Source organism: Emticicia oligotrophica DSM 17448 (genome assembly GCF_000263195.1).
Lineage (GTDB): Bacteria > Bacteroidota > Bacteroidia > Cytophagales > Spirosomataceae > Emticicia > Emticicia oligotrophica.
Window position 1 is genome coordinate 1,059,972 of the sequence record NC_018748.1, and the last position, 25,453, is coordinate 1,085,424.

General features: G+C 37.0%; 23 protein-coding genes. 16 read left to right on the forward strand and 7 right to left on the reverse strand.

Annotation, left to right across the window (positions count from 1 at the left end; all coding sequences use genetic code 11):
• The first annotated feature begins 60 nt into the window (after positions 1-60).
• The 12 genes from EMTOL_RS04510 to EMTOL_RS04565 all read left to right on the forward strand — a co-directional run bounded on the left by EMTOL_RS04510 (position 61) and on the right by EMTOL_RS04565 (position 14,956).
• Complete coding sequence (locus EMTOL_RS04510) at positions 61-1,107, forward strand: isoaspartyl peptidase/L-asparaginase family protein (protein ID WP_015028088.1); 1,047 nt, start codon at positions 61-63, stop codon at positions 1,105-1,107.
• A 190-nt stretch (positions 1,108-1,297) separates the two neighbouring features.
• On the forward strand, positions 1,298-2,677 hold the full coding sequence (locus EMTOL_RS04515; RefSeq protein WP_015028089.1) for an alpha-L-fucosidase: 1,380 nt from the start codon (positions 1,298-1,300) through the stop codon (positions 2,675-2,677).
• Between the two features lie 27 nt (positions 2,678-2,704).
• On the forward strand, positions 2,705-3,925 hold the full coding sequence (locus tag EMTOL_RS04520; protein WP_015028090.1) for a DUF2264 domain-containing protein: 1,221 nt from the start codon (positions 2,705-2,707) through the stop codon (positions 3,923-3,925).
• A 48-nt stretch (positions 3,926-3,973) separates the two neighbouring features.
• Positions 3,974-4,972 (forward strand): bifunctional heptose 7-phosphate kinase/heptose 1-phosphate adenyltransferase, encoded by a 999-nt coding sequence (locus tag EMTOL_RS04525; RefSeq protein ID WP_015028091.1) that lies wholly within the window; start codon positions 3,974-3,976, stop codon positions 4,970-4,972.
• A gap of 281 nt (positions 4,973-5,253) precedes the next feature.
• A complete protein-coding gene (locus tag EMTOL_RS04530; protein WP_015028092.1) occupies positions 5,254-6,522 on the forward strand; it encodes a beta-1,2-mannosidase in 1,269 nt (422 codons plus the stop codon).
• A 126-nt stretch (positions 6,523-6,648) separates the two neighbouring features.
• Positions 6,649-7,533 (forward strand): sugar phosphate isomerase/epimerase family protein, encoded by an 885-nt coding sequence (locus tag EMTOL_RS04535; RefSeq protein ID WP_015028093.1) that lies wholly within the window; start codon positions 6,649-6,651, stop codon positions 7,531-7,533.
• Positions 7,534-7,602: 69 nt separating this feature from the next.
• Positions 7,603-8,769 carry a mandelate racemase/muconate lactonizing enzyme family protein gene (locus EMTOL_RS04540; RefSeq protein WP_015028094.1) on the forward strand — a complete coding sequence of 389 codons (1,167 nt, stop codon included), beginning with the start codon at positions 7,603-7,605 and terminating at the stop codon, positions 8,767-8,769.
• Positions 8,770-8,827: 58 nt separating this feature from the next.
• A complete protein-coding gene (locus EMTOL_RS04545) occupies positions 8,828-9,460 on the forward strand; it encodes a hypothetical protein (protein ID WP_015028095.1) in 633 nt (210 codons plus the stop codon).
• Between the two features lie 35 nt (positions 9,461-9,495).
• Positions 9,496-9,984 (forward strand): VOC family protein, encoded by a 489-nt coding sequence (locus EMTOL_RS04550; RefSeq protein ID WP_015028096.1) that lies wholly within the window; start codon positions 9,496-9,498, stop codon positions 9,982-9,984.
• 142 nt (positions 9,985-10,126) lie between these two features.
• Positions 10,127-11,089, forward strand: coding sequence for a 2-hydroxyacid dehydrogenase (locus EMTOL_RS04555; RefSeq protein ID WP_015028097.1), 963 nt, complete (start codon positions 10,127-10,129; stop codon positions 11,087-11,089).
• A gap of 181 nt (positions 11,090-11,270) precedes the next feature.
• A complete protein-coding gene (locus tag EMTOL_RS04560; RefSeq protein ID WP_015028098.1) occupies positions 11,271-13,925 on the forward strand; it encodes a c-type cytochrome in 2,655 nt (884 codons plus the stop codon).
• Positions 13,926-14,065: 140 nt separating this feature from the next.
• A complete protein-coding gene (locus EMTOL_RS04565) occupies positions 14,066-14,956 on the forward strand; it encodes a hydroxypyruvate isomerase family protein (protein WP_015028099.1) in 891 nt (296 codons plus the stop codon).
• A 106-nt stretch (positions 14,957-15,062) separates the two neighbouring features.
• Here EMTOL_RS04565 and EMTOL_RS04570 read toward each other — a convergent pair whose 3' ends face one another.
• Positions 15,063-16,172 carry a DEAD/DEAH box helicase gene (locus tag EMTOL_RS04570; RefSeq protein WP_015028100.1) on the reverse strand — a complete coding sequence of 370 codons (1,110 nt, stop codon included), beginning with the start codon at positions 16,170-16,172 and terminating at the stop codon, positions 15,063-15,065.
• A gap of 139 nt (positions 16,173-16,311) precedes the next feature.
• Between EMTOL_RS04570 and EMTOL_RS04575 the strand changes: the two genes are divergently transcribed.
• A complete protein-coding gene (locus EMTOL_RS04575; protein WP_015028101.1) occupies positions 16,312-18,501 on the forward strand; it encodes a hypothetical protein in 2,190 nt (729 codons plus the stop codon).
• 73 nt (positions 18,502-18,574) lie between these two features.
• Here EMTOL_RS04575 and EMTOL_RS04580 read toward each other — a convergent pair whose 3' ends face one another.
• The 6 genes from EMTOL_RS04580 to EMTOL_RS04600 are packed head-to-tail and all read right to left on the reverse strand — an operon-like array spanning position 18,575 to position 22,470.
• The gene (locus EMTOL_RS04580; RefSeq protein ID WP_015028102.1) at positions 18,575-19,786 is read right to left on the reverse strand and encodes a nucleotidyltransferase family protein; all 1,212 of its coding nucleotides are present in this window, start codon (positions 19,784-19,786) and stop codon (positions 18,575-18,577) included.
• Entirely contained in the window at positions 19,786-20,214 is a 429-nt protein-coding gene (locus tag EMTOL_RS04585; protein ID WP_015028103.1) for a lasso peptide biosynthesis B2 protein, read from the reverse strand. Before EMTOL_RS04585 ends, EMTOL_RS04580 begins: the two co-directional genes overlap by 1 nt.
• Complete coding sequence (locus EMTOL_RS04590) at positions 20,214-20,471, reverse strand: PqqD family protein (RefSeq protein ID WP_015028104.1); 258 nt, start codon at positions 20,469-20,471, stop codon at positions 20,214-20,216. The genes EMTOL_RS04585 and EMTOL_RS04590 overlap by 1 nt, the downstream gene beginning before the upstream one ends.
• A gap of 22 nt (positions 20,472-20,493) precedes the next feature.
• Positions 20,494-20,628, reverse strand: a complete 135-nt coding sequence (locus EMTOL_RS22350) for a hypothetical protein (protein WP_015028105.1) — start codon at positions 20,626-20,628, stop codon at positions 20,494-20,496.
• A 41-nt stretch (positions 20,629-20,669) separates the two neighbouring features.
• Complete coding sequence (locus EMTOL_RS04595; RefSeq protein ID WP_015028106.1) at positions 20,670-21,524, reverse strand: sulfotransferase domain-containing protein; 855 nt, start codon at positions 21,522-21,524, stop codon at positions 20,670-20,672.
• Between the two features lie 4 nt (positions 21,525-21,528).
• Positions 21,529-22,470 carry a hypothetical protein gene (locus EMTOL_RS04600; RefSeq protein ID WP_015028107.1) on the reverse strand — a complete coding sequence of 314 codons (942 nt, stop codon included), beginning with the start codon at positions 22,468-22,470 and terminating at the stop codon, positions 21,529-21,531.
• Between the two features lie 341 nt (positions 22,471-22,811).
• Here EMTOL_RS04600 and EMTOL_RS22355 point away from each other — a divergent pair, with 341 nt between their 5' ends.
• From EMTOL_RS22355 to EMTOL_RS04610, 3 genes are all read left to right on the forward strand, one after another.
• Positions 22,812-22,952 carry a hypothetical protein gene (locus EMTOL_RS22355; protein WP_015028108.1) on the forward strand — a complete coding sequence of 47 codons (141 nt, stop codon included), beginning with the start codon at positions 22,812-22,814 and terminating at the stop codon, positions 22,950-22,952.
• A 111-nt stretch (positions 22,953-23,063) separates the two neighbouring features.
• Positions 23,064-23,552, forward strand: a complete 489-nt coding sequence (locus EMTOL_RS04605) for a zinc/iron-chelating domain-containing protein (protein ID WP_015028109.1) — start codon at positions 23,064-23,066, stop codon at positions 23,550-23,552.
• A gap of 7 nt (positions 23,553-23,559) precedes the next feature.
• The gene (locus EMTOL_RS04610; RefSeq protein WP_015028110.1) at positions 23,560-25,437 is read left to right on the forward strand and encodes an asparagine synthetase B family protein; all 1,878 of its coding nucleotides are present in this window, start codon (positions 23,560-23,562) and stop codon (positions 25,435-25,437) included.
• The last annotated feature ends 16 nt before the right edge of the window (positions 25,438-25,453 follow it).

Sequence of the window (25,453 nt, forward strand, 5' to 3'; positions counted from 1 at the left end):
ACTAGTGTACAAGTACGCCAATAACCATTAACCGATAACCAAATAACCTATCGACAAACTATGCAATCAAGAAGAAACTTCTTACACTGGTCTGTTCTGAGTTTACCATTTTTATCTGCCAGCAAGGCATTGGCAAAAAAAACAGTAGCCCCACAAAAACCCATCGTAGTATCTACTTGGGATAGTGGTTTACCTGTAAATGCAGTAGCATGGAAAATTTTACGTGAGAAAAACGGCCGTGCATTAGATGCAGTAGAAGCAGGAGCAAACTCTATTGAAGATACAATTAATTGCTGCGTAGGCTTGGGAGGAAATCCAGACCGAGATGGGAAAGTAACACTTGATGCCTGTATCATGGATGAGCACGCCAATTGTGGAGCAGTAGCATATCTACAACGCATTAAACACCCAATTTCGGTAGCCCGCAAAGTAATGGAACTGACTCCTCACGTATTTTTGGTTGGCGATGGTGCTCAGCAATTTGCCTTAGCTAATGGCTTTCAGTTAGAGCCCGATAAATTATCGGCTGATGCAGAAAAAACATATAAGGAGTGGCTTAAGAAATCAGAATATAAGCCAGTAATGAATATTGAGCAACAACAAAGTAAAGGACAGAAAAAAGAAGGTCACGGCCCATTTGCTCCAAATCGCTTTGATGATGGCTCGTTCAATCATGACACAATGGGTACGATTGCCCTCGACAACGCAGGGAATCTTTCGGGTGCATGTACAACAAGTGGAATGGGTTTCAAAATGAAAGGCCGCTTAGGTGATTCACCAATCATTGGAGCTGGACTTTTTGTAGATAATGAAGTAGGTGCCGCTGTTTCGTCGGGTCAAGGAGAAGAAGTTATTCGTATCGCTGGTACGCACGTGGTGGTAGAAATGATGCGTATGGGAAAAAGTCCAGAAGAAGCATGCAAAATTGCCATTGAGCGTTTAGTGAAAATTAACCCAGAAAAAGCAAAGAATTTCCAAGTAGGATTCATTGCCATCAATAAAGCTGGTGAGTACGGTGCTTACTCCATCAACCCAGGTTTTAGTTACTCAGTTACCGCCAGCGATGCAGGTGGCAAAGTATTCATGGCAATAAGTCATTACAAGTAATTAGTCTATTTCGATAGTCGATATTATTCATTAAGATAAATCATAGAGCATCTTTCATCAAGTTTTTTTCTTGGAGAAAGGTGCTCTACATTTACTCGATAACAATAACGCTGACTTTCTCCCAACCCTTACATTATATCAATTAGTGTTTTCTTTCTTGAAAAAAACACTTTTAACTATTCAACCTCAGATGAAGAAATATTTTATTCTTACAGCTTTTTTACTTGCAAGTGTTTTTAGCAATGCTCAATATCAGGCTAATTGGCAGAGCCTCGACCAACGTCCTACTCCTGCTTGGTTTGAAGATGCCAAATTTGGCATTTTTATTCACTGGGGGCTTTATTCTGTACCTTCTTGGGCCACTAAATCAAATGCCGATGGCTTTGGAAGTGGGTATTCAGAATGGTATTGGCAGCGATTATTTGCTAAAAACCTAAAGATTCACCCAGAATTTGTGGAATTTCATAAAAAGAATTTCGGAGATAAAAATTATCAAGACTTCGTACAGAATTTTAAGGCTGAACTTTTTCAACCCAACGATTGGGCCAATATATTTGAGCAAGCAGGAGCTAAATACGTGGTATTAACCTCGAAACACCACGAAGGTTTTACCCTTTGGCCGAGCAAAGAATCTTGGAATTGGAATTCAGTAGATGTTGGCCCACACCGAGATTTAGCTGGTGATTTGATGACAGCCGTTCGAGCTAAAAACTTAAAGATGGGCTATTACTATTCTTTATATGAATGGTTTAATCCTGTCTACAAAGCCGATGTAAATACTTATGTTTCTGAACGAATGTTACCGCAGATGAAAGACCTTGTAACTCGTTATAAACCAGATATATTATGGACAGATGGCGAATGGGATTACCCTGCAAAAACATGGCGTAGCGAAGAATTTTTAGCATGGCTTTTCAATGAATCGAACGTTAAGAATGAAATCGTTGTGAACGACCGCTGGGGCAGTGATACTAAGAGTAAACACGGAAGTTTTGCCACCTCTGAATATGGCCACGGTGGCACTGATAATACTGAAACTACTGGAGGTTTTCAACGCCCTTGGGAAGAATGTAGAGGCATGGGAGAATCATTCGGATACAACCGCAATGAAAACCTTGATAGCTACCAAACTGGTGAAGCACTAGTTCACCAACTCATTGATATCGTGGCCAAAGGAGGTAATCTTTTGCTTAATATCGGGCCCGCAGCCGATGGTACAATTCCTGTAATTATGCAAGAACGTTTACACGAAATTGGCTCTTGGTTGAAAGTTAATGGCAGTGCCATTTATGGTACACGCCGATGGTCGAAAGCACCTGCTTATACCAAAGAAAGCACGCTTTATTTTACTCAAAAAGGCAAAAACCTAAATGCGATTACTCGCAAATGGGAAGAAACCATTAGCATTCAAAATGTGGCTAAACCAAGTAAAGTGACACTTTTGGGCTACAAAGGCGAGGTGAAGTTTACCTACAAAAATGGCACGCTTACTATCATGGCTCCATCGGTCAATCCGAGTAATATTCCTTGCCAATATGCTTGGACTTATGAAATAGAAAATGCCCTATAAGCTCTGCTATTCTTTACCTACAATCAAATGAAAAAAATACTAATATTTTTCACATTCCTTACATTAAACGCTCTATTAGTAGTTGCCCAAACTCCAGAAACTGGACAACAAAATAGAGCTTATTGGAGTAAGTTATTATACAAAATTTCGTATCCAGTAATACATAATTTATCCCAAGAAACACTGGTTAAAAATATGCCCATTGAAACTGGGCCGAACACTTACAAAAGAGAAATGCCTGTTTCCCATTTAGAATCTGTGGGGCGAACAGTTGCTGGCATTGCTCCTTGGTTGGCCCTTGAAGATGACAATACCGAAGAGGGTAATCTCCGCAAAACGCTTCGAGAAAAACTGTTGCAAGGGCTTCGAAATATGGTTAATCCTAAAAGCCCTGATTATCTGAACTTTAGAAAAGATATGCAACCATTAGTGGATGCCGCATTTTTAGCACAGGGTTTTCTTCGGGCAAAAAACAAACTCTGGGACCCACTCGATGATATAACAAAGAAACGTTTTGTAGAGGAATTCAAGGCCCTTAGAAATCGAAAGGCTTATTACAGCAATTGGCTCTTATTTGCTGCCACAACTGAGGCATTTCTGCTAAAAATTGGCGAAGATTACGACCCTGCACGTATCGACTACGCCCTCAAAAAGATTCCAGAATGGTATTTTGGAGATGGCATTTACGGCGATGGACCAAGTTTCGCCATGGATTATTACAACTCCTTTGTTATTCACCCCATGTTGGTTGAAGTACTAAAAGTAATGGTTGATGCTAATTTAGCGAAGAAAGAAGAATATGACTTAGCACTCAAACGTATGATTCGTTATGCCGAACACCAAGAACGTTTCATTTCTCCAGAAGGAACCTACCCTCCTATTGGCCGTTCGATTGCCTACAGAGTTGGTGCATTTCATGTGCTGGCCTTGGCTGCTTTGCAAAATAATCTTTCGCCATATATGAAACCAGCCCAAGTACGCTGTGCACTAACGAAGGTGATGAAAAATCAATTTGAAGCCGAAGGCACTTTCGATGCAAATGGTTGGCTTCAATTAGGTTTTGCAGGGCATCAAACTGAAATTGCAGAGCCTTACATTTCTACGGGTAGTTTATACCTCTGCACTTTTGGATTCTTACCTTTAGGTTTACCCGCCTCGCACCCTTTTTGGACAGATGCTCCCGCCGATTGGACTTCTAAAAAAGCATGGAGCGGACAAGCCTTCAAAAAAGATGCTCATGTGGATTAATTCTTGAAATTTTGTACCTTCATCAATTCAATAACCAAACTCTGTTAAATGCCTCTTCAACCCACCGAAATAAAACAAATTTTTCAGCAAATAAAACACCTCAAAGTGGGTGTAATTGGCGATTTTGCCGTTGATTATTATTACGAAATCAATAAACAAACTGAGGAGGTTTCGATTGAAACTGGCAAAGAAGTTCACTGGGGAAAAAAACCTAAAACATCACTCGGTGCGGCGGGGAATGTCGTACAAAATTTAGCTGCTTTGGGCATTAATGATATCCAAGTTTTTGGTTGTGTGGGCAATGATGTTTACGGGCGTGAAATGCAATATCTTTTGCAAAAGATTAATGTTGATACCGCAAACCTTAAATGCCTTTCTGAAAATTGGGATACTTGCACCTATACCAAACCCATGTCGGTCAATGGAGAAGAAAATCGACTAGATTTTGGTACACATAATGAGTTATCGGCTGAAGTTTTTGATGAAATACTACAAAATCTTGACTTAGCACTTCCAAGTCTTAACATATTGATTATCAACCAACAATTTCCTAATCCATTACTTACCCCCCAACGAATTGAACAACTAAACACCCTATTTTCTAAACATAGCAACTGTCTTTATGTAGCAGATTTACGTAGTTTTGGGCTTTCCATTAAAAATGTAATTTTAAAGGTAAATACCGAAGAATTAGCTCGTTTAGTAAGCATTGAAAATTTAGAAGAAGCAAATGAACTAGCTTGCATCGAACAAGGAAAAGCACTTTTAGCAAGTATCGGTGGCTCACTTTTGGTTACAAGGGGCGAATACGGAATTACCTATATTTCGGCGAATGAAACCCAAACTATTGAAGCATTAAAACTAAATACTGAACTTGATACTGTGGGAGCTGGCGATACCGTTGTGGCTTCATTTTCAGCGAGTCGAGGAACAGGTACAAGCATTACAAATTCACTCGAAATTGCTAATTTAGCAGCAGCTGTTACGGTACAGAAATTGCACCAAACAGGCACAGCAACTTTAGAAGAAATTTTAAATTTAATGTAAAATGAATCGCTGTTCAACGCAATAGATAATGTTTACTTGAAAATAACGGAATTATAAAGATACCTTCGCAATAAAAAAAGATGGCTCGCAGATGACGTTAGTTTTCGCTAACAATGTAGTAACATCTTTGAAATTTTGCGTCAATAAATCTGTGCTATCTGCGGTTTAAGAATTTTTTATTACATCTTTATATTTCAAAAAACTATTGACATTATAATGAGCATTTTGCATTATCAACTATACATTAATATTATTCAACCTCTTCAAATAAACTATTAAAAATGAATCCTATTCAAGCCCGAGAACTTCGAGATGAGATTGAAAATTATCTCAACAACAGCCTTTTACCTTTCTGGATTACCCGAACAGTTGATAATCAATATGGAGGTTTTCTTACCCATTTCGACCAATATGGCAATGATTCTGGAGAAGACGAGAAATCGCTCATTGCTCAATCTCGTTCGGTTTTTACTTACTCATCAGCCCACCGTGCTGGCTATGGGGGCGGTAAATTAGCAGAAATGGCTCGTCATGGCGTAGATTTCATGCTTAATAAAATGTGGGACGAAGAATACGGTGGATTCTATTGGATGATGAATCGTAAAGGTGAAGTAGTAATTGATGAGAAAATCGTTTACGGTCATAGCTTTGCTATTTACAGTTTAAGCGAATATACCCTTGCTACAGGTGACCCACGTGGACGTGAATACGCCGAAAAAGTTTTTGATTTATTACAAAAACACGTAGTAGATACCAATTATGGTGGTTATTGGGAAATGTTCCATCGAAATTGGGATTTGAAAGGCCCCGGTGCCGCAGGTGGTGACCGTAAAACCCTAGATGCTCACATGCACTTAATGGAAGCTTTCACCACTTTGTATGAATGTACTGGGCAGCAGGTACATCGCCGTAAACTTTTAGAGATTATTGAGATTCTGACTAAAAAAATCATGCACCCAAAATATGGCACGGGTATTCCACAATTTTGGGCCGATTGGTCGGTGGCTCCACAAATCAAATTTGATATTGTTTGGGGTTGGGATAGATTTACGGAAGATGGACAAAAAGCTGCTGCCGAAGATAACACCAGTTATGGCCACAATTCAGAATTTGCGTGGTTATTAATGCATGCTCTTGATATTCTGAAATTACCGTACGACCTCCACCACGAGCAGATTCAAAAATCATTTAGCCACTCAGTAGATTATGGCATCGACTGGGAATTTGGTGGAGTTTATGTAGAAGGTTCGCACGCAGGTGAAGTTTATGACCGAGAAAAAGAATTTTGGCAACAAGCCGAAATGCTCATTGGTATGCTCGATGCTTATCGCTACTTAAAAGATGAAAAATACTGGAATGCCTATGTGAATGTTCATCGATTCGTTTTTGATAAAATGATTAACCATTCATTAGGCGAATGGTGGCCACTCATGACCCGCCAAGGCGAGCCAATATGGAAACACATGAGCCATTCATGGAAAATCAATTACCACGATGTACGCTCAATGATTCAGTCGGTCGTGAGATTGAATAAGCTTTTAGAAGCTTAAAGAATTAATTGTTCTTTTGACAAATAATTTTCCAATAAAAATTCTGTAAATAAAAAAAATCAGTAGATTTGTTTGATTGTAAAAACACGACAATTCTACCAAAATATTCAATCTAAAACCTTTACAATGGAACTTTCAATTCATAATTGGATGAGGGCAGAGCCTATCGAAAAAACTATCCAACGTATTGCAGCTCTGGGCTATGAGAAAATCGAAATTCAAGGTTCTCCCGAACTCTATGATACTAAAAAAGTAGGCCAACTTCTTCGCGACCATGGTATGGGCTGCTGGGGTTCGGTAACACTCATGCTCGAAGACCGCAACCTATTGGCTAAAGATACCGCCCAACGTGCCAAATCAGTACAATATGTAAAAGATGTAGTGAGAATGGTGAAAGAACTGGATGGTTCGATGGTATCGGTTGTACCTGCTACTGTAGGCAAAATCATTCCTGACGGACGCCCTGACGAAGAGTGGCAATGGGCCGTAGAGGGCATGCAGGAAATTTACGAATATGCCGAAAGTGTAGGCATTGTATTAGGTATCGAGCCAATCAATCGTTTTGAAACTTATTTTATCAACCGTGGCGACCAAGCCCTTGCATTAGCCGAAGCAACGGGGCCTAATTGTGGTGTTTGTTTAGATACTTTCCACATGAATATCGAAGAGGATAATACTTATGATGCCATTCGTCGTGCTAAAGGACGCTTAGTGGGCTTCCACGTAGCCGATAATAACCGAATGGCTCCGGGAATGGGTACTATCAACTGGACAAAAATTATCGAAACGCTTCGCGAAATTGGCTATGATAAAGTGCTATCCGTAGAATTTTGCTCTCCGCTCGACCGTACCCCTGCGAATCCATATCCAAATTCCATTGATACGAATCCAGAGGGTTTAAGTCCAGAACAAAAGAAATTCTTAGAAGACCACGGTAGTTCGGCAGTAACCGAAGATTTTTACGCAATGCTAACACGTAAATCTATCGAGACGCTCCGACCATTAATCTAAAATAATTCAACACTTCTTGCGGAGTACCTCCGCTTTACACATTCAAAATCCTCAGATTGAGGCTCATTTATGAAAATTACAAATGTAGAAGCGTTTTGGCTTCGTTGCCCAATACCGAAAGAAAAACAACACTTTTCTGATTATGGTCTCTTGACTGATTTCGATATGACACTCGTGGTCGTTACAACTGATTCTGGCTTACAAGGCTTTGGAGAAGCAAAAGCAGCCGTAGGTTCATCGGGTGTATGTGCATCAATCGTTAGTTGTGTAGAAAACGAAATAAAGCCTTTATTAGTAGGCAAAGATGCTCGCCATATTTCACGTATTTGGGAACACGTTTATAACGGAACCCGTGACCATTACGCCCTCTCTCGTGGTAGAAAATTTCCTATTCTTGGTCGTCGTGGACTTACCATTTCTGCACTTAGTGGCGTTGACACTGCTCTTTGGGACCTCAAAGGTAAAGCACTTGGTGTGCCAGTTGTTGAGCTTTTGGGTGGTGCTTGTAGAGATAAGATGCCCGCTTATGCCAGTGGTGGTTGGGCTAAAGCCGATAAAATTGGCGAACAATTAATGGGTTATGTATCAAAAGGATTCCAAGGAGTAAAAATGCGTGTAGGAATCATGGACGAAACCGTCAACGAAAGTGTAAAACGAGTTCGTGCGGCACGCGAAGCTTTAGGCGATAATATCAAACTCATGACTGATGCCCACGGAACGTTTAGTGTACCCGAGGCGAAGCAGTTTTGTAGAGGTGTAGAAGATTGTAATCTTTATTGGTTTGAAGAGCCAATTAGCCCAGACAATCGCCATGGTACAGCCGAAGTAAGAGCATCAACAGGTATTCCGATTGCGGCAGGCGAGAGTGAATACACAGCCTTTGATGTACGTGATTTAATAGAAGTTCGTGCCTTAGATGTTGTTCAACCAGATTCGGCCATTATTGGTGGTATTACTGAGTCTATGAGAGTGGCTCAATTGGCTCATACTTACCAACTCGAATTGGCTCCGCATTGTTGGGGTTCAGCATTTTCATTTATGGCAGGTGTAAATGTAGCTTTTGCCGCACCAGCAGCCACCATTATTGAATTTTCGTTGGGAGGAAACCCAATGATGTATGAGTTGGTAAACGAAAAAATAGAAGCGATTGATGGCATGATTGAAGTTCCGAAAGCCCCTGGTTTAGGCCTCACACCAAACTGGGATTTTGTCAAGGAATTCAAGCAGAAAATATAGAATTGACCAGAACGAGCGTATGCTTATCAAGAAGTACTTTTTATTACTCTATTTAATCATGATATCTTTAGATATTTATGGTCAAATTAGTAAACATTACACATTAGTATGGATTTTTAAGGCGTTACATTTACCTTTTTTAGCCTATTATTTCTATACTTGTAGAAAATCGAAATTAGAAATTCTTGATAAGCTTATCTTATTATCTATCTTTATTGCTTTTGCTGGAAGTTGGATAGCCTATTTAATTATACATGATAATTTAGCTTTCAATATCCTAACCGCTGTTACGATTATTGAGGGACAGATTAACCTTTTTATTTTATCAAAAATATCTAAAAGAGTAAACGTTTCTAGTAAAAATGATATTTGGAGTATAAGTCTTACGCTAATTATTGCCATCGGATTTATATATCTAACATTCCCTAAATTTGCCACACTCACACAAATTTTAGTACTCATTGCCATGATTCAACTTAGTTTAATGTGTGTTTATGGATTTTTTCGAAAGGAAATTCACATACTTATTTCGGGAAGTATCGCAACGATTATCTTGTGTAATATTTTATCAGTAGTAGGCATTTTTTTAGTTAAAATCACCTATGACTATCTTTGGATTATGGGTTTATTATACCTCTCAAAGTATATGTTCGTAGAAGGAATACTCAAAAGCAAAAAGCTAATTTATTAATACTATTCATCTATTCTTTTTTAATCTATATAACTATGGCAAAGGCAATAGGCGTCAATCACGTAGCTCTAATTGTAAGCAACTTAGAAGCGGCTTGCGAGTTCTACGAACACGAGTTAGGTCTCGAACCAATCCCAGCATTTTTGTTCGACTACCCAACCGCTTTCTTTAAATTTAATGAAACCCAACAATTACATCTCACTGAATGGGACGATGTTTTTTCATTCCGCGGGCATATCTGCATCACGATTGATGACATTAATCCTGTTTTCTGGAGAATGAAAGAATTGGGTATCATTGATACTTCTCCTTGGGGTAAGGCACGTGTACTTCCGGGAGGAAATCTCCAAATGTTTGTTCGTGACCCTTCTGGTAACTTACTCGAACTTTCAAGCCCTCCGGGTTATGAATTAGACCCTAATATTTTAACCGATGAATTCTTTAAAGAAGGAATCTACGTTTCGGGTAGAAATGATTTTAGAGGCTATAAATCGAAAGATGCCACCTTATATCACAATAATTGATTTTCAAAGCAGATAAGTAAATGTGAAATTTAATAGTGGTATAGTTGAAAGCAATTCACTATCTCTTGAGAGTTAGTAAATTTTCAGTCATACATTCTGCATTTAAAATTTCATATTTACTTAGCCCTGTTTTAATGATAAAATGAAGAAAAATATCCTTTTATTAGAAACTGTGGCTGATGAAGCCTTTCAATTGCTGGTAGAAAGCACAAATATTGAAATCTTTACAGCCTACGGCGATAAACCATTATCAGAAATTGTAACTAACACCCCTATTCACGCAGTAATTACTCGTGGAAAAGGTCAGGTTAATAAGGATTTGATGGAAGCATGCCCTCAGCTTGAAGTGGCAGCTCGTTGTGGTGTTGGACTCGATAATGTTGATGTAAAAGAAGCTAGTAATCGAAAAATAAAAGTGGTTAACGCTCCTGGTTCGAATGCATCAACAGTTGCCGAACACACCATTTCTTTGATGCTCATGTTGCAGAGAAATCTATACAAAGCTATCAGTGAAGCAAAAGCAGGTAATTGGAATTGGCGAAATCAATTTGTTGGTGATGAAATTAGCGGAAAAACACTAGGCATCTTAGGTTTAGGTAATATTGGTCAAAAAGTAGCGAAAATAGCTGAGGCATTCGGAATGCGAGTCATCTACGCTAACCGAAGTATCTTGACCGTACCTTATGAACGCCTTTCTTTTGAAGAAGTCCTTCGTGAGTCAGATATTATCAGTCTTCATTTACCTTTAGTTCCAGAAACAAATCAACTTATCGATGCCAAAGCTTTTGAACACATGAAGCCAACCGCATTATTGATAAATACAGCACGTGGTGCGATTGTTGACCAATCTGCTTTACTCCAAGCACTTGATAATAAGCAGATTGCAGGATATGGAGCTGATATTCCGATGGCAACCCCTCCTAGTCCAAACGACCCACTCATTACACACCCTAATACATTGATTACACCACATGTAGGTAGCCTTACCGCTACTACTTATACCAATATGTGCGTGTCAACGGTAAAAAATGTATTAGAAATTTTGAATAATGGGAAACCTCAAATAGAAAGCATTTTCAATAGAAAAGAATTGGATATTGTCTGATTTATATCTATTTTCACTCATATAATAAAAGGCAGATTTTAATTAGTATAATGTGATTATCTGCATTTTAATATAAACAAAATCGCACACATATTATTCTACCTATTATTTACATTTACAATCGGTGGTGAAGATTTCCACCTAAAACATTCTTCATTCAACCCTATAAATATTCAAACCAATGATTCATTCACTGAAAAAATTTCGAGTACCGATTGTTGCGTCAGCATTGCTTTTTGCTGGTGCATCTTACACCCAACTAAAGCAAAACAAGGCCGCCGATAACCCTAAAGTAGATAAATTAAAACTTCAAGAAGGCTTCAAAGCCGAACATCTATATAGCCCATCAGAAGATGGTAAAGGCTCATGGGTAGCCATGACTTTCGATAACAAAGGTCGAATGATTACCTCCGACCAATATGGCTATTTATATCGCCTCACTATTCCTGCCATTAATTCGGGTAATACTAAGCCGAGCATTGAGAAACTCTCTTTAGGTCAAGATACCACTGCCATTGGAGGAGCACAAGGATTACTTTATGCTTTCAATAGTCTTTATATAGTGGTTAATAATAGACCAAGTAAAAAACTACCTCGTACGAGCGGACTATATCGCTTGCAAGATACAAACGGAGATGACCAGTTTGATAAAATTACCCTTCTTAAAGAACTTACTGGCGAAGGCGAACATGGCCCCCACAGTATTATTTTATCGCCCGACAAAAAATCTCTTTATGTTGTAGCAGGAAACTTTACTACTCCTCCAGCGATGGACTCGTATCGTTTACCTGCAGTTTGGCAAGATGATAACCTTCTACCGCTTATCAAAGACCCACGCGGACACGACGACCATCCAAAAGTACCAGCAGGTTGGATTGCAAATGTAGATTCTACGGGCAAACGTTGGGAAATGGTAGCAGCAGGATTCCGCAATCCATTTGATATTGCCTTCAATGCAGCAGGTGATTTATTTACCTATGATTCAGACATGGAATGGGATTTTGGTTTACCGTGGTATCGCCCAACTCGCATTTGTCATGTGACAAGTGGAGCAGAATTTGGTTGGAGAATTGGTACCGAGAAATGGTCACCATCATTTGCTGATAACCTTCCTGCTATTATGAATATTGGGCAAGGTTCTCCAACGAATGTTGTACACCTCAAAGACGCAAAATTTCCTGCAAAATACAAAGAGTCACTCTTAGCATTCGACTGGAGTTTTGGCATTATCCATACCATTAACCTCAAGCCATCGGGTTCGAGTTATACTGCTGAGCGTGAAGAGTTTTTATCAGGCATGCCACTTCCACTAACCGATGGAGCAATTGGTCCAGATGGTGCCCTATATTTCCTCACTGGTGGACGTCGTTTGGAGTCTGACCTTTACAGAGTCTATTACAACGGTACAGAGGCCACTAATGTAGCAACGGCAACGCCTATTAATAAAGATAATGCCCTACGTAGAAGTTTAGAAAAATTCCATGGAGCACCAAACGCTGCGGCTATTACCACCGCTTGGCCTAACCTCAAGCACCCTGACCGTTTTATTAGATATGCAGCTCGAATTGCCGTAGAGCATCAACCAGTAACAGAATGGCAAGCAAAAGCTTTGGCCGAAAAAGACCCAGTTATTCTTACGCAAGCAATGATTGCCTTGGCTCGTCATGGCAAATCTGAGCAAAAAAATAATATTCTTAATGCATTATTAGGTGTTAATTATAAAGCCTTGTCTGAAACGCAACAGCTAGATTTACTACGTGCTTATGAATTGGTTTTCTTACGTATGGGAAAACCTGATGCTGCCATGACAACCAAAGTTGTGGATGCTCTTGATGCCCACTACCCTGCCGCTAGCAATGAATTGAACCGAGGTCTAAGCAAACTTTTGGTATATTTAGAAGCTCCAAAAGCAGTGGAAAAGACGATTACTTTATTAGAAAAAAAAGATAATAGCAACGAAATTGCGGGTGGGGCAACGGCTACTTCTTCGGCTGATTTAATCATGCGAAATCCACAATATGGACTTGACATTGCCAAAATGCTTGAAAAAGTACCACCTGCTCAACAGACTTTCTATGCCATTGTTTTGACTCAAGCAAAAAACAACTGGACTCCAGATTTACAAGAACGTTATTTTAAATGGTTTAGAAATGCCTTCAATTATCGTGGCGGATTTAGCTATATTGGCTTTATTGACCGTGCAAGAAAGATGGCCTTGAAAAACGTTCCAGCCAATAAAACTGCTTATTTTGATAAACTTTCAGGAGCAGAATTATTGAGTAAATCAGGTAATGATATTGTGGAAGGAGATTATCCAAAAGGCCCAGGCAAGAACTGGAAAGTAGAAGATGCTACTAAACTTTTTGCGACAGAATTAGAAAATCGAAACTTCAAACAAGGAAAAGCCATGTATTCGGCCATTACTTGTAATCGCTGCCATAGTATGCAAGGCGAAGGTGGAAACGTGGGGCCAGACCTCACACAATTGGGTACTCGTTTCAGCAAAAAAGATATTCTTGAAGCCATCATTGACCCAAACAAGAGCGTATCTGACCAATATGCCGCTACTCAGTTTCAGCTTAAAAACGGACAAAGTATTGTTGGTAGATTAAGCAATGAAGATAAAGATAATTACTTTGTTTCTCAAAACCCATATTCACCCGATGTACTGATAAAAATTGCTAAAAAGAATGTTGCCTCAACTAAGGCCTCATCTGTTTCGATAATGTTACCGGGGCTTATCAATGCTTTAAACGAAGAAGAACTAAAAGATTTAATCGCTTATTTAGTTGCGGGGGGTCGTGAAAATCACCCAATTTTTGAAGCTAAAAAATAATCATAGGGCGAATGTGAAATTCGCCCTAATTTTAACACGCTACATGAGGGTAAAATCAAACTTATTAATTATTTTACCGCTCTAATTTAAAGTTTCGTCAGGCCTTTAGCCACAATATTCAACCAAAAACTAAAGAAACAATGAATACGAATTCATCTCGTCGTTCGGCCCTCAAAAATATCATTGGTGGAGCAGCCGTTGCCACTTCTCCGCTGACATTTAGCGAGGTATTTGCAGCCAATGAGAAAGCTCTTGGAGCCGCACTAAACGGAAAAATCAATCACTCTGCTTGTCGCTGGTGCTACAAAGATGTTCCACTCGAAGACCTCTGCAAAGCGGCCGTTGCGATGGGTATCAAATCTATCGAATTACAAGGCCCAGATGAGTGGCCAATTTTAAAGAAATACGGCCTTACTTGTGCAATGCCTTGGGGAGCAGGAAAAGGTATTAATGATGGTTTTAATGACCCTAAAAACCATGACGAACTCGTGCAAAGCTACGAAGAGATTTTCCCAAAACTAAAGGCAGCAGGCTTAGACAAAGTAATTTGTTTTTCAGGAAACCGTCGCGGAATGTCCGATGAGCAAGGCCTTGCTAATTGCGTAAAAGGGCTTAAAAGACTCATGCCATCTGCCGAAAAATATGGCATAACCATGACAATGGAGTTGCTGAATAGCAAGGTAAATCATAAAGATTATATGTGCGATACCACACCTTGGGGAGTAGCACTTTGCGATGCGGTAGGTTCTGAAAACTTCAAATTATTGTATGATATCTACCACATGCAAATCATGGAAGGAGACGTAATTGCAACCATTAAGAAATACAACAAATATTTCTCACACTATCACACTGGTGGCGTACCCGGCCGTAATGAAATTGATGATACGCAGGAATTAAACTATCCAGCAATCATGAAAGCTATTGTAGATACTGGCTATAAGGGGTTTGTTGGTCAAGAGTTTATACCAAAACGCACCGATGTTTTGGCTTCACTTAAGCAAGGTGTAACCATTTGTGATATTGCTTGATGATTTTTTCAGTGGGCAATTTTCAGTAGTTTTTACACTACCAACTAATCACTGAAAATTGCCCACTACTAACTACCGTGCTGAAAACTGTTCACTGCCGATTTTTCTACACCTTCAAGAACTTAATATTCAGTTTTTTCTCTATTGCGTTTATCATTTTTAGTTCATCACGAGTGATAAAACTAATCGAAATCCCTCGTTTACCTGCACGTGCCGTACGACCGCTTCGGTGAGTGTAATATTCTAATTGGTCGGGCAACTGGTAATGTGCTACATAAGCTAAGCCTTCTACATCAATGCCACGGGCAGCCACATCGGTAGCCACAATCATTTGCACTTTTTTATTTTTAAAAGCACGCATCACCTTTTCACGGTCTCGCTGCTCTAAATCGCCATGTAGAGCCTCAACCGAAAACTTCAGAGCAGACAATTTACGTGTTACCACCTCTACATCGGCTTTTGTTCGGCAAAAGATAATTCCCCTCGCTGCTCCTTGCGATTGTAAGAATTGCACCAAGTAATCAAATTTCTGATTGAGCGTACAAATGAAAAACTGGTGTTCAATCAAACCATTTACCACTTCTGTTTTGCTCACTTGGATAGTATGCGTATCAGGCGACATGTGCTTCATAATCAACCAACGAAGGTCATCAGGTAACGTAGCTGAAAACATCCATTTTCTACAATCTTTATGAATTTTATTCAAGATTTTATCTAAATCTTCTTTAAAGCCCATGCTTAGCATTTCGTCGGCCTCATCAAGAACCACCATTCTTACGTTTGATAAATCAACCGCTTCACGGTTCAATAAATCAATCAAACGGCCTGGGGTAGCAACCAATATTTGTGTAGGTCGTTGAAGATTTCGAATCTGAATTTCTATTTTTTCACCACCATAAACTGCTTCCGAAAAAATCTTTTCGGAGTATTTGGTCATTTTAAAAATCTGCTTGGCAATCTGCTGACAAAGCTCACGTGTAGGCGAAAGCACTAAGGCTTGAATACGTTTATCGCTAGCTTTAATTTTCTGTAAAAGCGGTACACCAAAAGCCACTGTCTTACCAGTACCCGTTTGTGCTTGCCCAATAAAATCCGTTGAATTTTTGAGCAAATAAGGAATCGCTTTTTGTTGTATTTCGGTGGGTTTCGAGATTTTCATTTCTGCCAAAGCATTGATAATATTCTCCGAAACACCTAACTGTTTGAATGTCTCCACTAAAATTGTTATTATTTAAGCCACAAAGGTACGGAATAATCGTGAATCTATTAATTACTTATTCTTTCAGCCAACAAGTCTTCTTTTTTCAATCAATTTTGTATTTTTGCTTTAACCAATATTCAACCTCATACTCTCTATGCAAGCCACCACAAAAGCTTTTATTGTGTGCTTCTTTGCACTACAACAAATATTTGCACAATCTTCACAATTACCTCTTTACCAAGAAAATAAGCAGACTGCCGATTGGCTCATTTCGAAACAAAACTTTAAGGCCGAAATCTACCAAGCTAATGGAGGGAAAGACCTTATTTTATCGAATGGTTTATTGAAACGTCAAATAAGAATTTCACCCAATGCCGCAACCGTCGATTTCAAAAATCTACATACCAACGAGCAATTTGTCCGCTCAGTACGCCCCGAAGCAAGAATCACAATTAATGGAAAAATATATAATGTCGGTGGTCTCTACGGACAAAAAGAACACGGCTATTTACTCAATGAATGGATTGAAAAATTAGAAGGTAAATCAGAAGATTTTCAATATAAAACATTCAAAGTTAATCCTCTTACCCCTCATGTAAATTTTAAATCTCGCACTTGGGCGATGAATCAAGAAAATCCGAAAGGAAAAGAATTAGAACTAATTTTTGATTCAAATTTACCCGAATTAAAAGGCATTTTAGTATCAGTGCATTATGAAATTTTTGATGATATTCCAACGATTTGCAAATGGGTAAGCGTTGAAAATAAAAGCAATAAGACACTCAAAATCAATCAGTTAGTTAATGAAATATTGGCAACACCCGAAGAAGAATCAGCCGTAGTGGGAAGTCCAGAACAAATGAAAAAACCACAACGGATTTATATCGAAAATAATTATGCTTTCAATAATGCCATGCGTTATGAGTTATCCGACCAAGCCACGCATTGGAAGGTAGATTCTAGTTATACTTCGCAAGTTAATTATAATTATCAAACTCCGTGTGTATTAGAGGTTTATCCAAGTTTTGGTGTTGGAATCGAAATTTCAGCCAATCAATCTTACAAATCTATCCGTAGTTATGAACTCCTACTCGATTCTTATGACCGAGAAAGAAACGGCCTTGCACGCCGACGAATGTATGCGAAGCTCTTTCCTTACACCACCCAAAATCCAATTTTCATGCACCTAGTTAGTACCGACCCTAAACAGGTAAAATCGGTCATTGACCAATGTGCTGAAACAGGCTATGAAATGGTCATTTTGAGTTTTGGCAGCGGTTTAAATATGGAAGATTCTAGTGCAGCAAATATCAGAAAATACAAGGAATTGGCCGATTACGCACATAATAAAGGCATATTATTGGGCGGTTATTCACTTTTTAGTAGTCGAAGAATTGACGATGAAAATGATGTAATTGACCCCAAAACTGGCTTACCCGATAAGGGTGCTTTTTTTGGAAATGCTCCATGTTTAGCCAGCCAATGGGGTATTAATTATTTAAATAACTTGAAAAAATTTATTACCGAAACTGGTTTCGACTTACTCGAACACGATGGCCCCTACCCTGGTGATGTTTGTGCTTCTACCAAACACCCCGGCCATAAAGGTCTCGAAGATTCTCAGTGGGTACAGATGGAAATGCAGAAAGGTTTTTACCGCTGGCTGAATGAGCGAGGCGTATATATTAATGCCCCCGATTGGTATTTTTTAGATGGTTCACATAAAATTGCTTTGGGTTATCGAGAAGTGAATTTTTCACTTTCTCGTGAACAACAAAAAATGTTAAACCGTCAAAATATCTTTGATGGGACTTGGGAAAAAACACCTTCAATGGGCTGGGGTTTTGTGCCACTTACGAAATATCAAGGCGGTGGTGCAGAGGCAATTTTAGAACCTTTGAGTGAACATTTAAAAGATTATGAGCAGTTAATGATGCAATATTATGGTGCTGGGGTGCAAGCCTGTTATCGAGGTCCACGCCTTTATGATACCGAGACGACCAAACAAACAGTTAAGCAAACAATTGATTGGTACAAGAAGTACCGCCCAATTCTAAACGCTGATATTATTCATCTTCGTCGCCCTGATGGTCGAGATTGGGACGGAATTATGCACGCAAACCCTTCTTTGAAAGAAAAAGGTTTCGTGATGCTCTACAATCCACTAAAAGAAAACATTAGTCGCAAAGTAAAGATTCCTGTTTATTATACAGGTCTATCTGATAAGGTTACAATACGAGAAAAAGAAGGTAAAAGCAAAATACATACAGTTAGTAGAAGTTATGAAGTGGAAGTAGATGTAAATATCCCCGCTGAAAGTTTTACATGGTTAGTTTTAGAGTAAATATGTTTTCATAAATGCTATTTACAATTCCTTGGAGGTATTTTATTATGCCTTAATATTCAATCAGTAATTATTAGTAATCTATGAGTTTCTTTTTTAACAATTTATAATAAACAAAGGATAGAGCTTTTGCAAAAGCATTTAATAACACATATTGCTCAGAAAATGTAATCAAACGTCTATGCTCTAAAATATGGGGAGTTGATAGAACTTTAACTATTAATAGAAAAGTACCCCACCAATTCAACTTTTCATCTTGTAAATGACGATATAATGAAAAATATTTAAATAGTTGCGAATTATCACTTAATTGTATTGAATCTTCCCAAGATTCAATGACTTTACTAACTATTTTATAATCTTTTTCAACATGTTTGAGCTTTTTAGAGGAGAGGTTTTCACATAGATACATTCCAAGTTCGAATGTACGTACCATCTGCATTTCAGATGCATATTTTAATAATAATTTTATATCTAAATATGAATATTTACTCCGAAAAGCTATCAAATCACAAACATCTTTAAGTCGCATCCAGCAATCTCTACCTCCATGATGATTTAAAAGTAATTTAAATATACCTTTCGGGTTTGGAACCCAGATTTTCTTTTTTCCAAAATCTTCTAATATTATATCTTTGAAAAAATCTTCAATATTTATTACATTCCCTCTATACTTTTCACTGATTGCCCAATGATAATCTATGTTTCTTACCTCATTTCTTTTTTGTTTTCTTCGCAGGCTTAATTCTCGACTTGGTATTTTTAACAAATTATCTAGAACATTTTCATTAGAAAAATCTAAATTTATTTTCTTTTCAATTTTAACCTCAAAACCCGCATTTAACAGTGCTTTTAAACCCTCTTTTGCATGTTCTTCCTTAACTATAATATCAATATCCGAACTTTCCCTAAGAGCTAAATTATGATATAGCTTTTCTGAAAAAAGAATTCCTTTGTATGGTAAAACCTCTATGTTCTTTTCCTGTAATATCGTACTGATATTTTCTAGCTCATTTTTATCTGTAAGACTACTTAGTACTTGTATCTTAACAAATTTTTCTAGTTGTTGAATATACATATTACTAAACCCAACCCTCCTACAAGCCTCATAAAATACCGGCCGAATCCGATGATAGGCAAGCATTTTTTTTATTCTTTCCCAATCTACTGATGATAAATTAATAAGGCTTGAAAAATGAAGGGTAGGCTCGTCTAATAAAACCACCTTTATCGATTCTATTAAAATCTGAAGTTCTAATGAAATTTTTAATTCTTTAATCTTCATCAATAAACATTTTGAACTACGTATTCCTCAACCTTGCAAAAGCCCGTTATCATTTCTCCATTTACAACTGTCCATGCATGTCCTTCAATTTGACCATTTAGGTTTTTCTTAAACCCTACAAAAATCTGGTAAGGAATATTGAAAAAGCTAAAAAGAATCATCGCTTGATAAGCCTGATGTCTACATACATTTTCCCAAAATATATATTTACCAACCACATTGATAGCCAAGCGAATATCCTTTATAAAGCTTTTATCAAAATCTTTTTCATTATTAACATCCTTGTAGATATTCTTAAATTTGGCAGCATGTTTGAAAAAACGGAATAATATAAAACTATAAATAGCTAAAAAACACACCACTATTATTAATAATTTTTGACGCAAAGTAAATCTAAAAAAGCTTATTATTTTTCTGAGAATCTTCATTAGATAATATACTTTTTATCTGCTAATTTCAGAAGAGCCGCATGTACTTCTCGTGCACATTTTTCTTCCGAAATGTCGTATTCATCACAAAGATTTCTGACAATCTGCTCGGTTGTCTTTCTATTCTCAATACCCTGTAAAATCTTGAAAAATGTTTCGTTTAATGATACATATTCATTACTTTCAGTATCATAAATAACGCCCTCTTCACCTAATTGAGTAAAGAGAATTTTTTCAGTGTTTAATTGGTAGTTCATTGGAAAAAATTAAATAGTTTAATTACGAAGCAACCGTAGCCAGCAAGTCAATATTGAGTTTATTTTCAATTTCTATAAATTCCATTGTTGGATTTATCCAAGTTTTTTTTTCTACTTGAATATCCATAACTTCAGAAGTCTCTTCTTGTGTTTTCATAGTATTTTATTAATGTTTAGTTTTTGTATGTATAAATTATATTACCAATAGCCAAATCTTCTCATCATTGGCTCATTGTAGTGTCTTATTTTTTCAATTTGCTCTTCGCTCAACTCTTCTTTCCAACGGCCTACTTGGCCTTTAAAAAAGAAAGTGGATGATGGATTCTGTTTCTCTATAAATCCTTTTTCCTGTTCTTTTTTTTGTAGTTTTTCAAACTGACTCTCGTTAATAGCAAATCGTATCTGTTCCTCACTCACGTCTAACCCTATTGCTTGTACGGCTGCTTTAAATGTCTCAAATGGTCTTTCTTTCATATCTTCATATCTCATGAAGTGTACCGGAAAATTGGGTCTTGTTAGCCAACTTTCTACATGCATTGACCAAGTACCTAATGGCTGATAAAATTGATTATTGGTTGAATTTTTCAAATTACCAAAATAACCTGTTGGATTAATAATATAATTTCCAATTGCTTCTTCAACTGATTTTCCGATATGATTGGCCAATGATAATGCTATATCAAGCGGATTTCTGACAAAATATATAGCTATTTTTGATGGAGTTTCAGGAATAAGCGGCTGTGCATCATTCTCTGAAAATGTAAAAGCATCATGAATTTTAATATAAACTTTTTTTTTGCTACTGTTAGATAAATGGGTAAATGCAATTCGTTGAAATTGTTCGATTTGAGTACGACTCAGATAATCGGCCTCAAGGTCTAAAGTATTTTCAACGTGATTTTTACTTGAAAATATACCATCAGTCACCATTTGGTTTAAGTCAATATTTTTTTCATTTAAAAGAGCCGTTAGAAATGACCGAAACCACGTATTGCCTGATTTAGGATAAGATGCCAACCAAACAATTTGTTTATTAACAGAAATCTCATCCATTATTCTATTGAACTAATATTTCATTTTTGCTGAATAGATTGATAATCTGCTCCTCGATTGCCTCTGCAAAACTGTCAAAAGTCGGAATAGCTGTAGGGCGAACGGCTTTCCAAGCAGGAATAGCATTAATAATGCCCGTAAGATGCTCAAATTGAATAACATGTTTTTTCATACCACTTAACCATTGCCTGCGATATATATTGTTTCCTAATTGTTGCATGGCATGGCTAAGCTTTACCCTACTGATACTTATTTCACTTCCTTCTGCGGCTAAAAACACTATTCCTGCCACTTCTACTTTGTGTGGTACGAAAGCTTTATGAAACATAAATCCATATTTACCTAACTCAATATCAGAGCGTAAGTTGAGCTTACAGGATTCATCTAAAATCTGTTGTACTTTGATTGTATTCTGCCACAAGCGGATCATCGGATAGGAAGCCTGTGCAAAACATTTTCCACCTTCAATACTCAAGACTGCCGTATCATCTGTAAAAGGAGCATACCCTTTCTGCTGGAGCATTATTGAAGTTGTAGATTTACCTGTTCTTGAAGGAGCAGCAAATAATAATACCCGATTTTCATCAACAAAAATACCAGACACATGAAATGGAATCAAATTTCGTTGAAACAAAGCGGCCGCCATACAATTCGAATAGAAAAACAATAATACTTCACTCCAGTCACCATTTAGTTTTTCAATAATAATTTCCTTTCCATCTCTTATATAATAGCGAGCAACATCTGGTACCGTGTATAAAAGTTCATTTTCGTTAAAAACAGAAAAAGGTTTTACCTCTAAGGCTGGATTTTCTAACTTGTCAGGAACCTTGCCTTCAGAAACAAATATACTTTGTTGTTCATCAAAGACATCTGTTGTCTTAATAAATGCCACTAATTCTAATGATGATACTATTGGAATACCATAAGCAAGGTATTTAAACATAGCTCTTTTTTTTGCAAATTAAGTACTTTTGATGATACTTAAAAAGTAATTTTTTTTAAAATTCATAAAAAAAAATAGAAAGTATAGCAAAATCACTTATTAAATGTAATTTTGTGAAATTACAAGATTTTATTCTGATTTTACATTTTTTTTAGGTCAATTACGAGCAAAAAAAATATAAATTAAAAGAGCTGGTAGTGTTTTAGAAGTTGTAAATAATCAATATATAAGTACTTACAAACCAAGTCCACCCTATTATAACCTTGCTATTATAAATGGTATCCGTTCGGTATCATAAATTTAATTTTCTTTTCATTAATTAATTTAATTTTTTAAATCCTATGGAAAAAAACTTAGCAAACAACACAGAACAAAGCAACGAACAAACTTCAAAAAAGCAATGGATTGAACCTGCGATGGAAAGTTTAGAGATAACTAATAATACTCTTTTCGGAGCTGATAAAGGAGAATTTGCAAGTTGATAGACTTTACTAAATTTCTCGTTGAGTTAGTTTTCAAAACGAGAAATTTAGATTTTAATAAATAATTACCCCCTACTTATCGTTTGTCTTTGATATTTTGATAAATAGTATATGCAAACTGAACTTTCAGAAATATGCAAAGAATGTGGCATGTGTTGTGACGGTACGCTATTCGGTAAAGCCCCTATTGATGAGTATGAACTAAAATTGGTTCAATATTTTGATTCCGAAAGTATTACCGAGAAAGAGGGTAAATTTTATTTTAAACATCCCTGTATTTACTTTGATAGTTGTTGTACAGTGTATGATAAGGTTCGACCTAATATTTGCACTACTTATTTCTGCTCTCCACTAAAAAAAGTACAACAAGGAGAATCGGAATTAAAAGATGCTCAAGAAATTATCAAAAAAGCCTTAAAGTATCGTTCAGAAATCCTCGTTATTGCTTCTCAAATTGAAATCTACAAAACATTTAGTATTAGTCAACTCCTTAAAGAAGTACTTCCAATTATCAATGAAAGAATTAAGCCTCATCATGAACTTTGGCTTAAATTAATTGGGTTTCAGAGTATTCTTGCTAAAATAATAGGGTCAAAATAAATATAATATGAGTTTGCTCTACGGCATTTTCGATAAAAATCTAAATAATGTGGTCCCTAAAATGGAAGAAATGTATAGGGGTATTCAGCATTTACCACATGTTAAACATCAATTTTTCGCAAAAGATTATTTTTCTACTGGGCACTTACTTACTTACAATACACCCGAATCACTTTTTGAAGTTCAACCTCAATTTTTATCCGAACAGCAAATAATTTTTACCTCGACTGGGCGGCTTGATAATCGAGAGGATTTAGCCAAACGCTTAGATTTAAAACTTCACGCACAACTAAGCGACGGTGAACTCATAAAAAAAGCCTATTTAAAGTGGGGTAAAGAAAGCCCACGTTATTTAAGAGGTGATTGGTCGTTTGTCTGCTATCATATACTTGAAGAAGAATTATTTTTGGCTCGTGACCATCATGGCTACACTTCTCTTTATTACTTTTTAGATGGAGAGCAATTTGCATTTTCATCTTCGGCGAAAGCCATTTTCGCTTTAAAAAGTTTTACGAAAGAAATTAATGTTGAGGTTTTTGTAAAAAAACTCATAATTTGGAAATTTGATGAAATCAAGGGCCAACTTTCATATAAAAACTTAAATTGCCTACCTCCTGCTCATACACTAACGTTTAAAAATGGCCAAATAAGCCTACAACGTTATTGGTTTCCTGAGAATGTTTCATTGCGGCTTTACAAAAAACCGACCTTATACGCAGAAGAATTACGTGAGATTTTTCAAGAAGCTGTACGTGTACGCTTACGAAGTTACAAGCCTGTAAGTTCCATGCTTAGTGGAGGTTTTGATTCAAGCTCAGTAACGAGCATGGCAGCCTCAATATTAGCCAAAGAAGGTAAACGACTGACTACTTTTAGTCATATACCTTTTTATAAAGAAAAAGTAGCACAAGAAAATTTCGAACACTATTTCCCAGATGAAAGCAAGAATATTTTAGCAACTGCTCAACATGCTGGCAATATAGATCCTATTCTCTTGACTTCTGAGAATATTTCTCCAATTGAGGGATTTATCAAAGCTTTTGATAATGATGATAATCTGTTTCATGCCGCATGTAATGCTTTCTGGCTAGTAGACTTATCTGCACAAGCAGCTAAAAATGGTTTTGGTACATTGTTATCTGGTGAAATGGGGAATGCAACTATTTCATATACAGGATTAGATTATTTATTACCCATCAATCATTCTGTTTATTTAAAAAATCCTATACAGCTTCTCAAAAGAATTGTTAAACCATTGCTTATTAAGCATTATCCTACGTATTATGCTTCCAAAAATAAAACTTTATTATCTTATATTGATAAGAACTATTTATCTGAAAATATTTTGAAAGAATGGCATATTATAGAAGATATAAATAACAATAACCGAAATTTTATACCTTATTTCCCTACTTCTAAAGCAGGAATGTTACGTATTTTAGACATAGGCAATAATCCTCGATGTCTAAGTGGAGCAGTAGATGGACATACTCATGGCTTTGAATATAGAGACCCTACGGGCGATGTAAATGTAATTGAATATTGCCTTTCAATACCCAACCATGCTTTTTTTGATAAAAATCTCAACACAAAAGACATCTTCAAAACTATGATGAATGGAATACTGCCAGACCAAGTACTTTTTGAGAAGAAGAAAGGGTTGCAGGCATCTGATGTTCGTCACCGAGTTTTGAATGATAAAACTCGTGTAAATGATTTATTAAGTCAATTAGAACAAAGTTCACAAGTAAAAGAACTCATAAATACGACTAAACTAAAACAAAATTGGCAACGTATACAAACTGAAGAAATTACGAATATCTTAGACATTCAAACTTTTGTAAAAGGATTGATGTTTGGGTATTTTGTATGGAAAAAGAATTAAACAAGTTACAGGAGTT

Bases quoted from the DNA above. Each gene is read 5' to 3' on its own strand.
- EMTOL_RS04555 (WP_015028097.1), top strand. From the start codon at position 10,127: ATGAAGAAAAATATCCTTTTATTAGAAACTGTGGCTGATGAAGCCTTT.
- EMTOL_RS04585 (WP_015028103.1), bottom strand. From the start codon at position 20,214: ATGAAGATTCTCAGAAAAATAATAAGCTTTTTTAGATTTACTTTGCGT.
- EMTOL_RS04605 (WP_015028109.1), top strand. From the start codon at position 23,064: ATGCAAACTGAACTTTCAGAAATATGCAAAGAATGTGGCATGTGTTGT.
- EMTOL_RS04520 (WP_015028090.1), top strand. From the start codon at position 2,705: ATGAAAAAAATACTAATATTTTTCACATTCCTTACATTAAACGCTCTA.
- EMTOL_RS04525 (WP_015028091.1), top strand. From the start codon at position 3,974: ATGCCTCTTCAACCCACCGAAATAAAACAAATTTTTCAGCAAATAAAA.
- EMTOL_RS22350 (WP_015028105.1), bottom strand. From the start codon at position 20,628: ATGAAAACACAAGAAGAGACTTCTGAAGTTATGGATATTCAAGTAGAA.
- EMTOL_RS04515 (WP_015028089.1), top strand. From the start codon at position 1,298: ATGAAGAAATATTTTATTCTTACAGCTTTTTTACTTGCAAGTGTTTTT.
- EMTOL_RS04540 (WP_015028094.1), top strand. From the start codon at position 7,603: ATGAAAATTACAAATGTAGAAGCGTTTTGGCTTCGTTGCCCAATACCG.
- EMTOL_RS04575 (WP_015028101.1), top strand. From the start codon at position 16,312: ATGCAAGCCACCACAAAAGCTTTTATTGTGTGCTTCTTTGCACTACAA.
- EMTOL_RS04560 (WP_015028098.1), top strand. From the start codon at position 11,271: ATGATTCATTCACTGAAAAAATTTCGAGTACCGATTGTTGCGTCAGCA.
- EMTOL_RS04610 (WP_015028110.1), top strand. From the start codon at position 23,560: ATGAGTTTGCTCTACGGCATTTTCGATAAAAATCTAAATAATGTGGTC.
- EMTOL_RS04595 (WP_015028106.1), bottom strand. From the start codon at position 21,524: ATGGATGAGATTTCTGTTAATAAACAAATTGTTTGGTTGGCATCTTAT.
- EMTOL_RS04530 (WP_015028092.1), top strand. From the start codon at position 5,254: ATGAATCCTATTCAAGCCCGAGAACTTCGAGATGAGATTGAAAATTAT.
- EMTOL_RS22355 (WP_015028108.1), top strand. From the start codon at position 22,812: ATGGAAAAAAACTTAGCAAACAACACAGAACAAAGCAACGAACAAACT.
- EMTOL_RS04550 (WP_015028096.1), top strand. From the start codon at position 9,496: ATGGCAAAGGCAATAGGCGTCAATCACGTAGCTCTAATTGTAAGCAAC.
- EMTOL_RS04565 (WP_015028099.1), top strand. From the start codon at position 14,066: ATGAATACGAATTCATCTCGTCGTTCGGCCCTCAAAAATATCATTGGT.
- EMTOL_RS04510 (WP_015028088.1), top strand. From the start codon at position 61: ATGCAATCAAGAAGAAACTTCTTACACTGGTCTGTTCTGAGTTTACCA.
- EMTOL_RS04600 (WP_015028107.1), bottom strand. From the start codon at position 22,470: ATGTTTAAATACCTTGCTTATGGTATTCCAATAGTATCATCATTAGAA.
- EMTOL_RS04580 (WP_015028102.1), bottom strand. From the start codon at position 19,786: ATGAAGATTAAAGAATTAAAAATTTCATTAGAACTTCAGATTTTAATA.
- EMTOL_RS04590 (WP_015028104.1), bottom strand. From the start codon at position 20,471: ATGAACTACCAATTAAACACTGAAAAAATTCTCTTTACTCAATTAGGT.
- EMTOL_RS04535 (WP_015028093.1), top strand. From the start codon at position 6,649: ATGGAACTTTCAATTCATAATTGGATGAGGGCAGAGCCTATCGAAAAA.
- EMTOL_RS04545 (WP_015028095.1), top strand. From the start codon at position 8,828: ATGATATCTTTAGATATTTATGGTCAAATTAGTAAACATTACACATTA.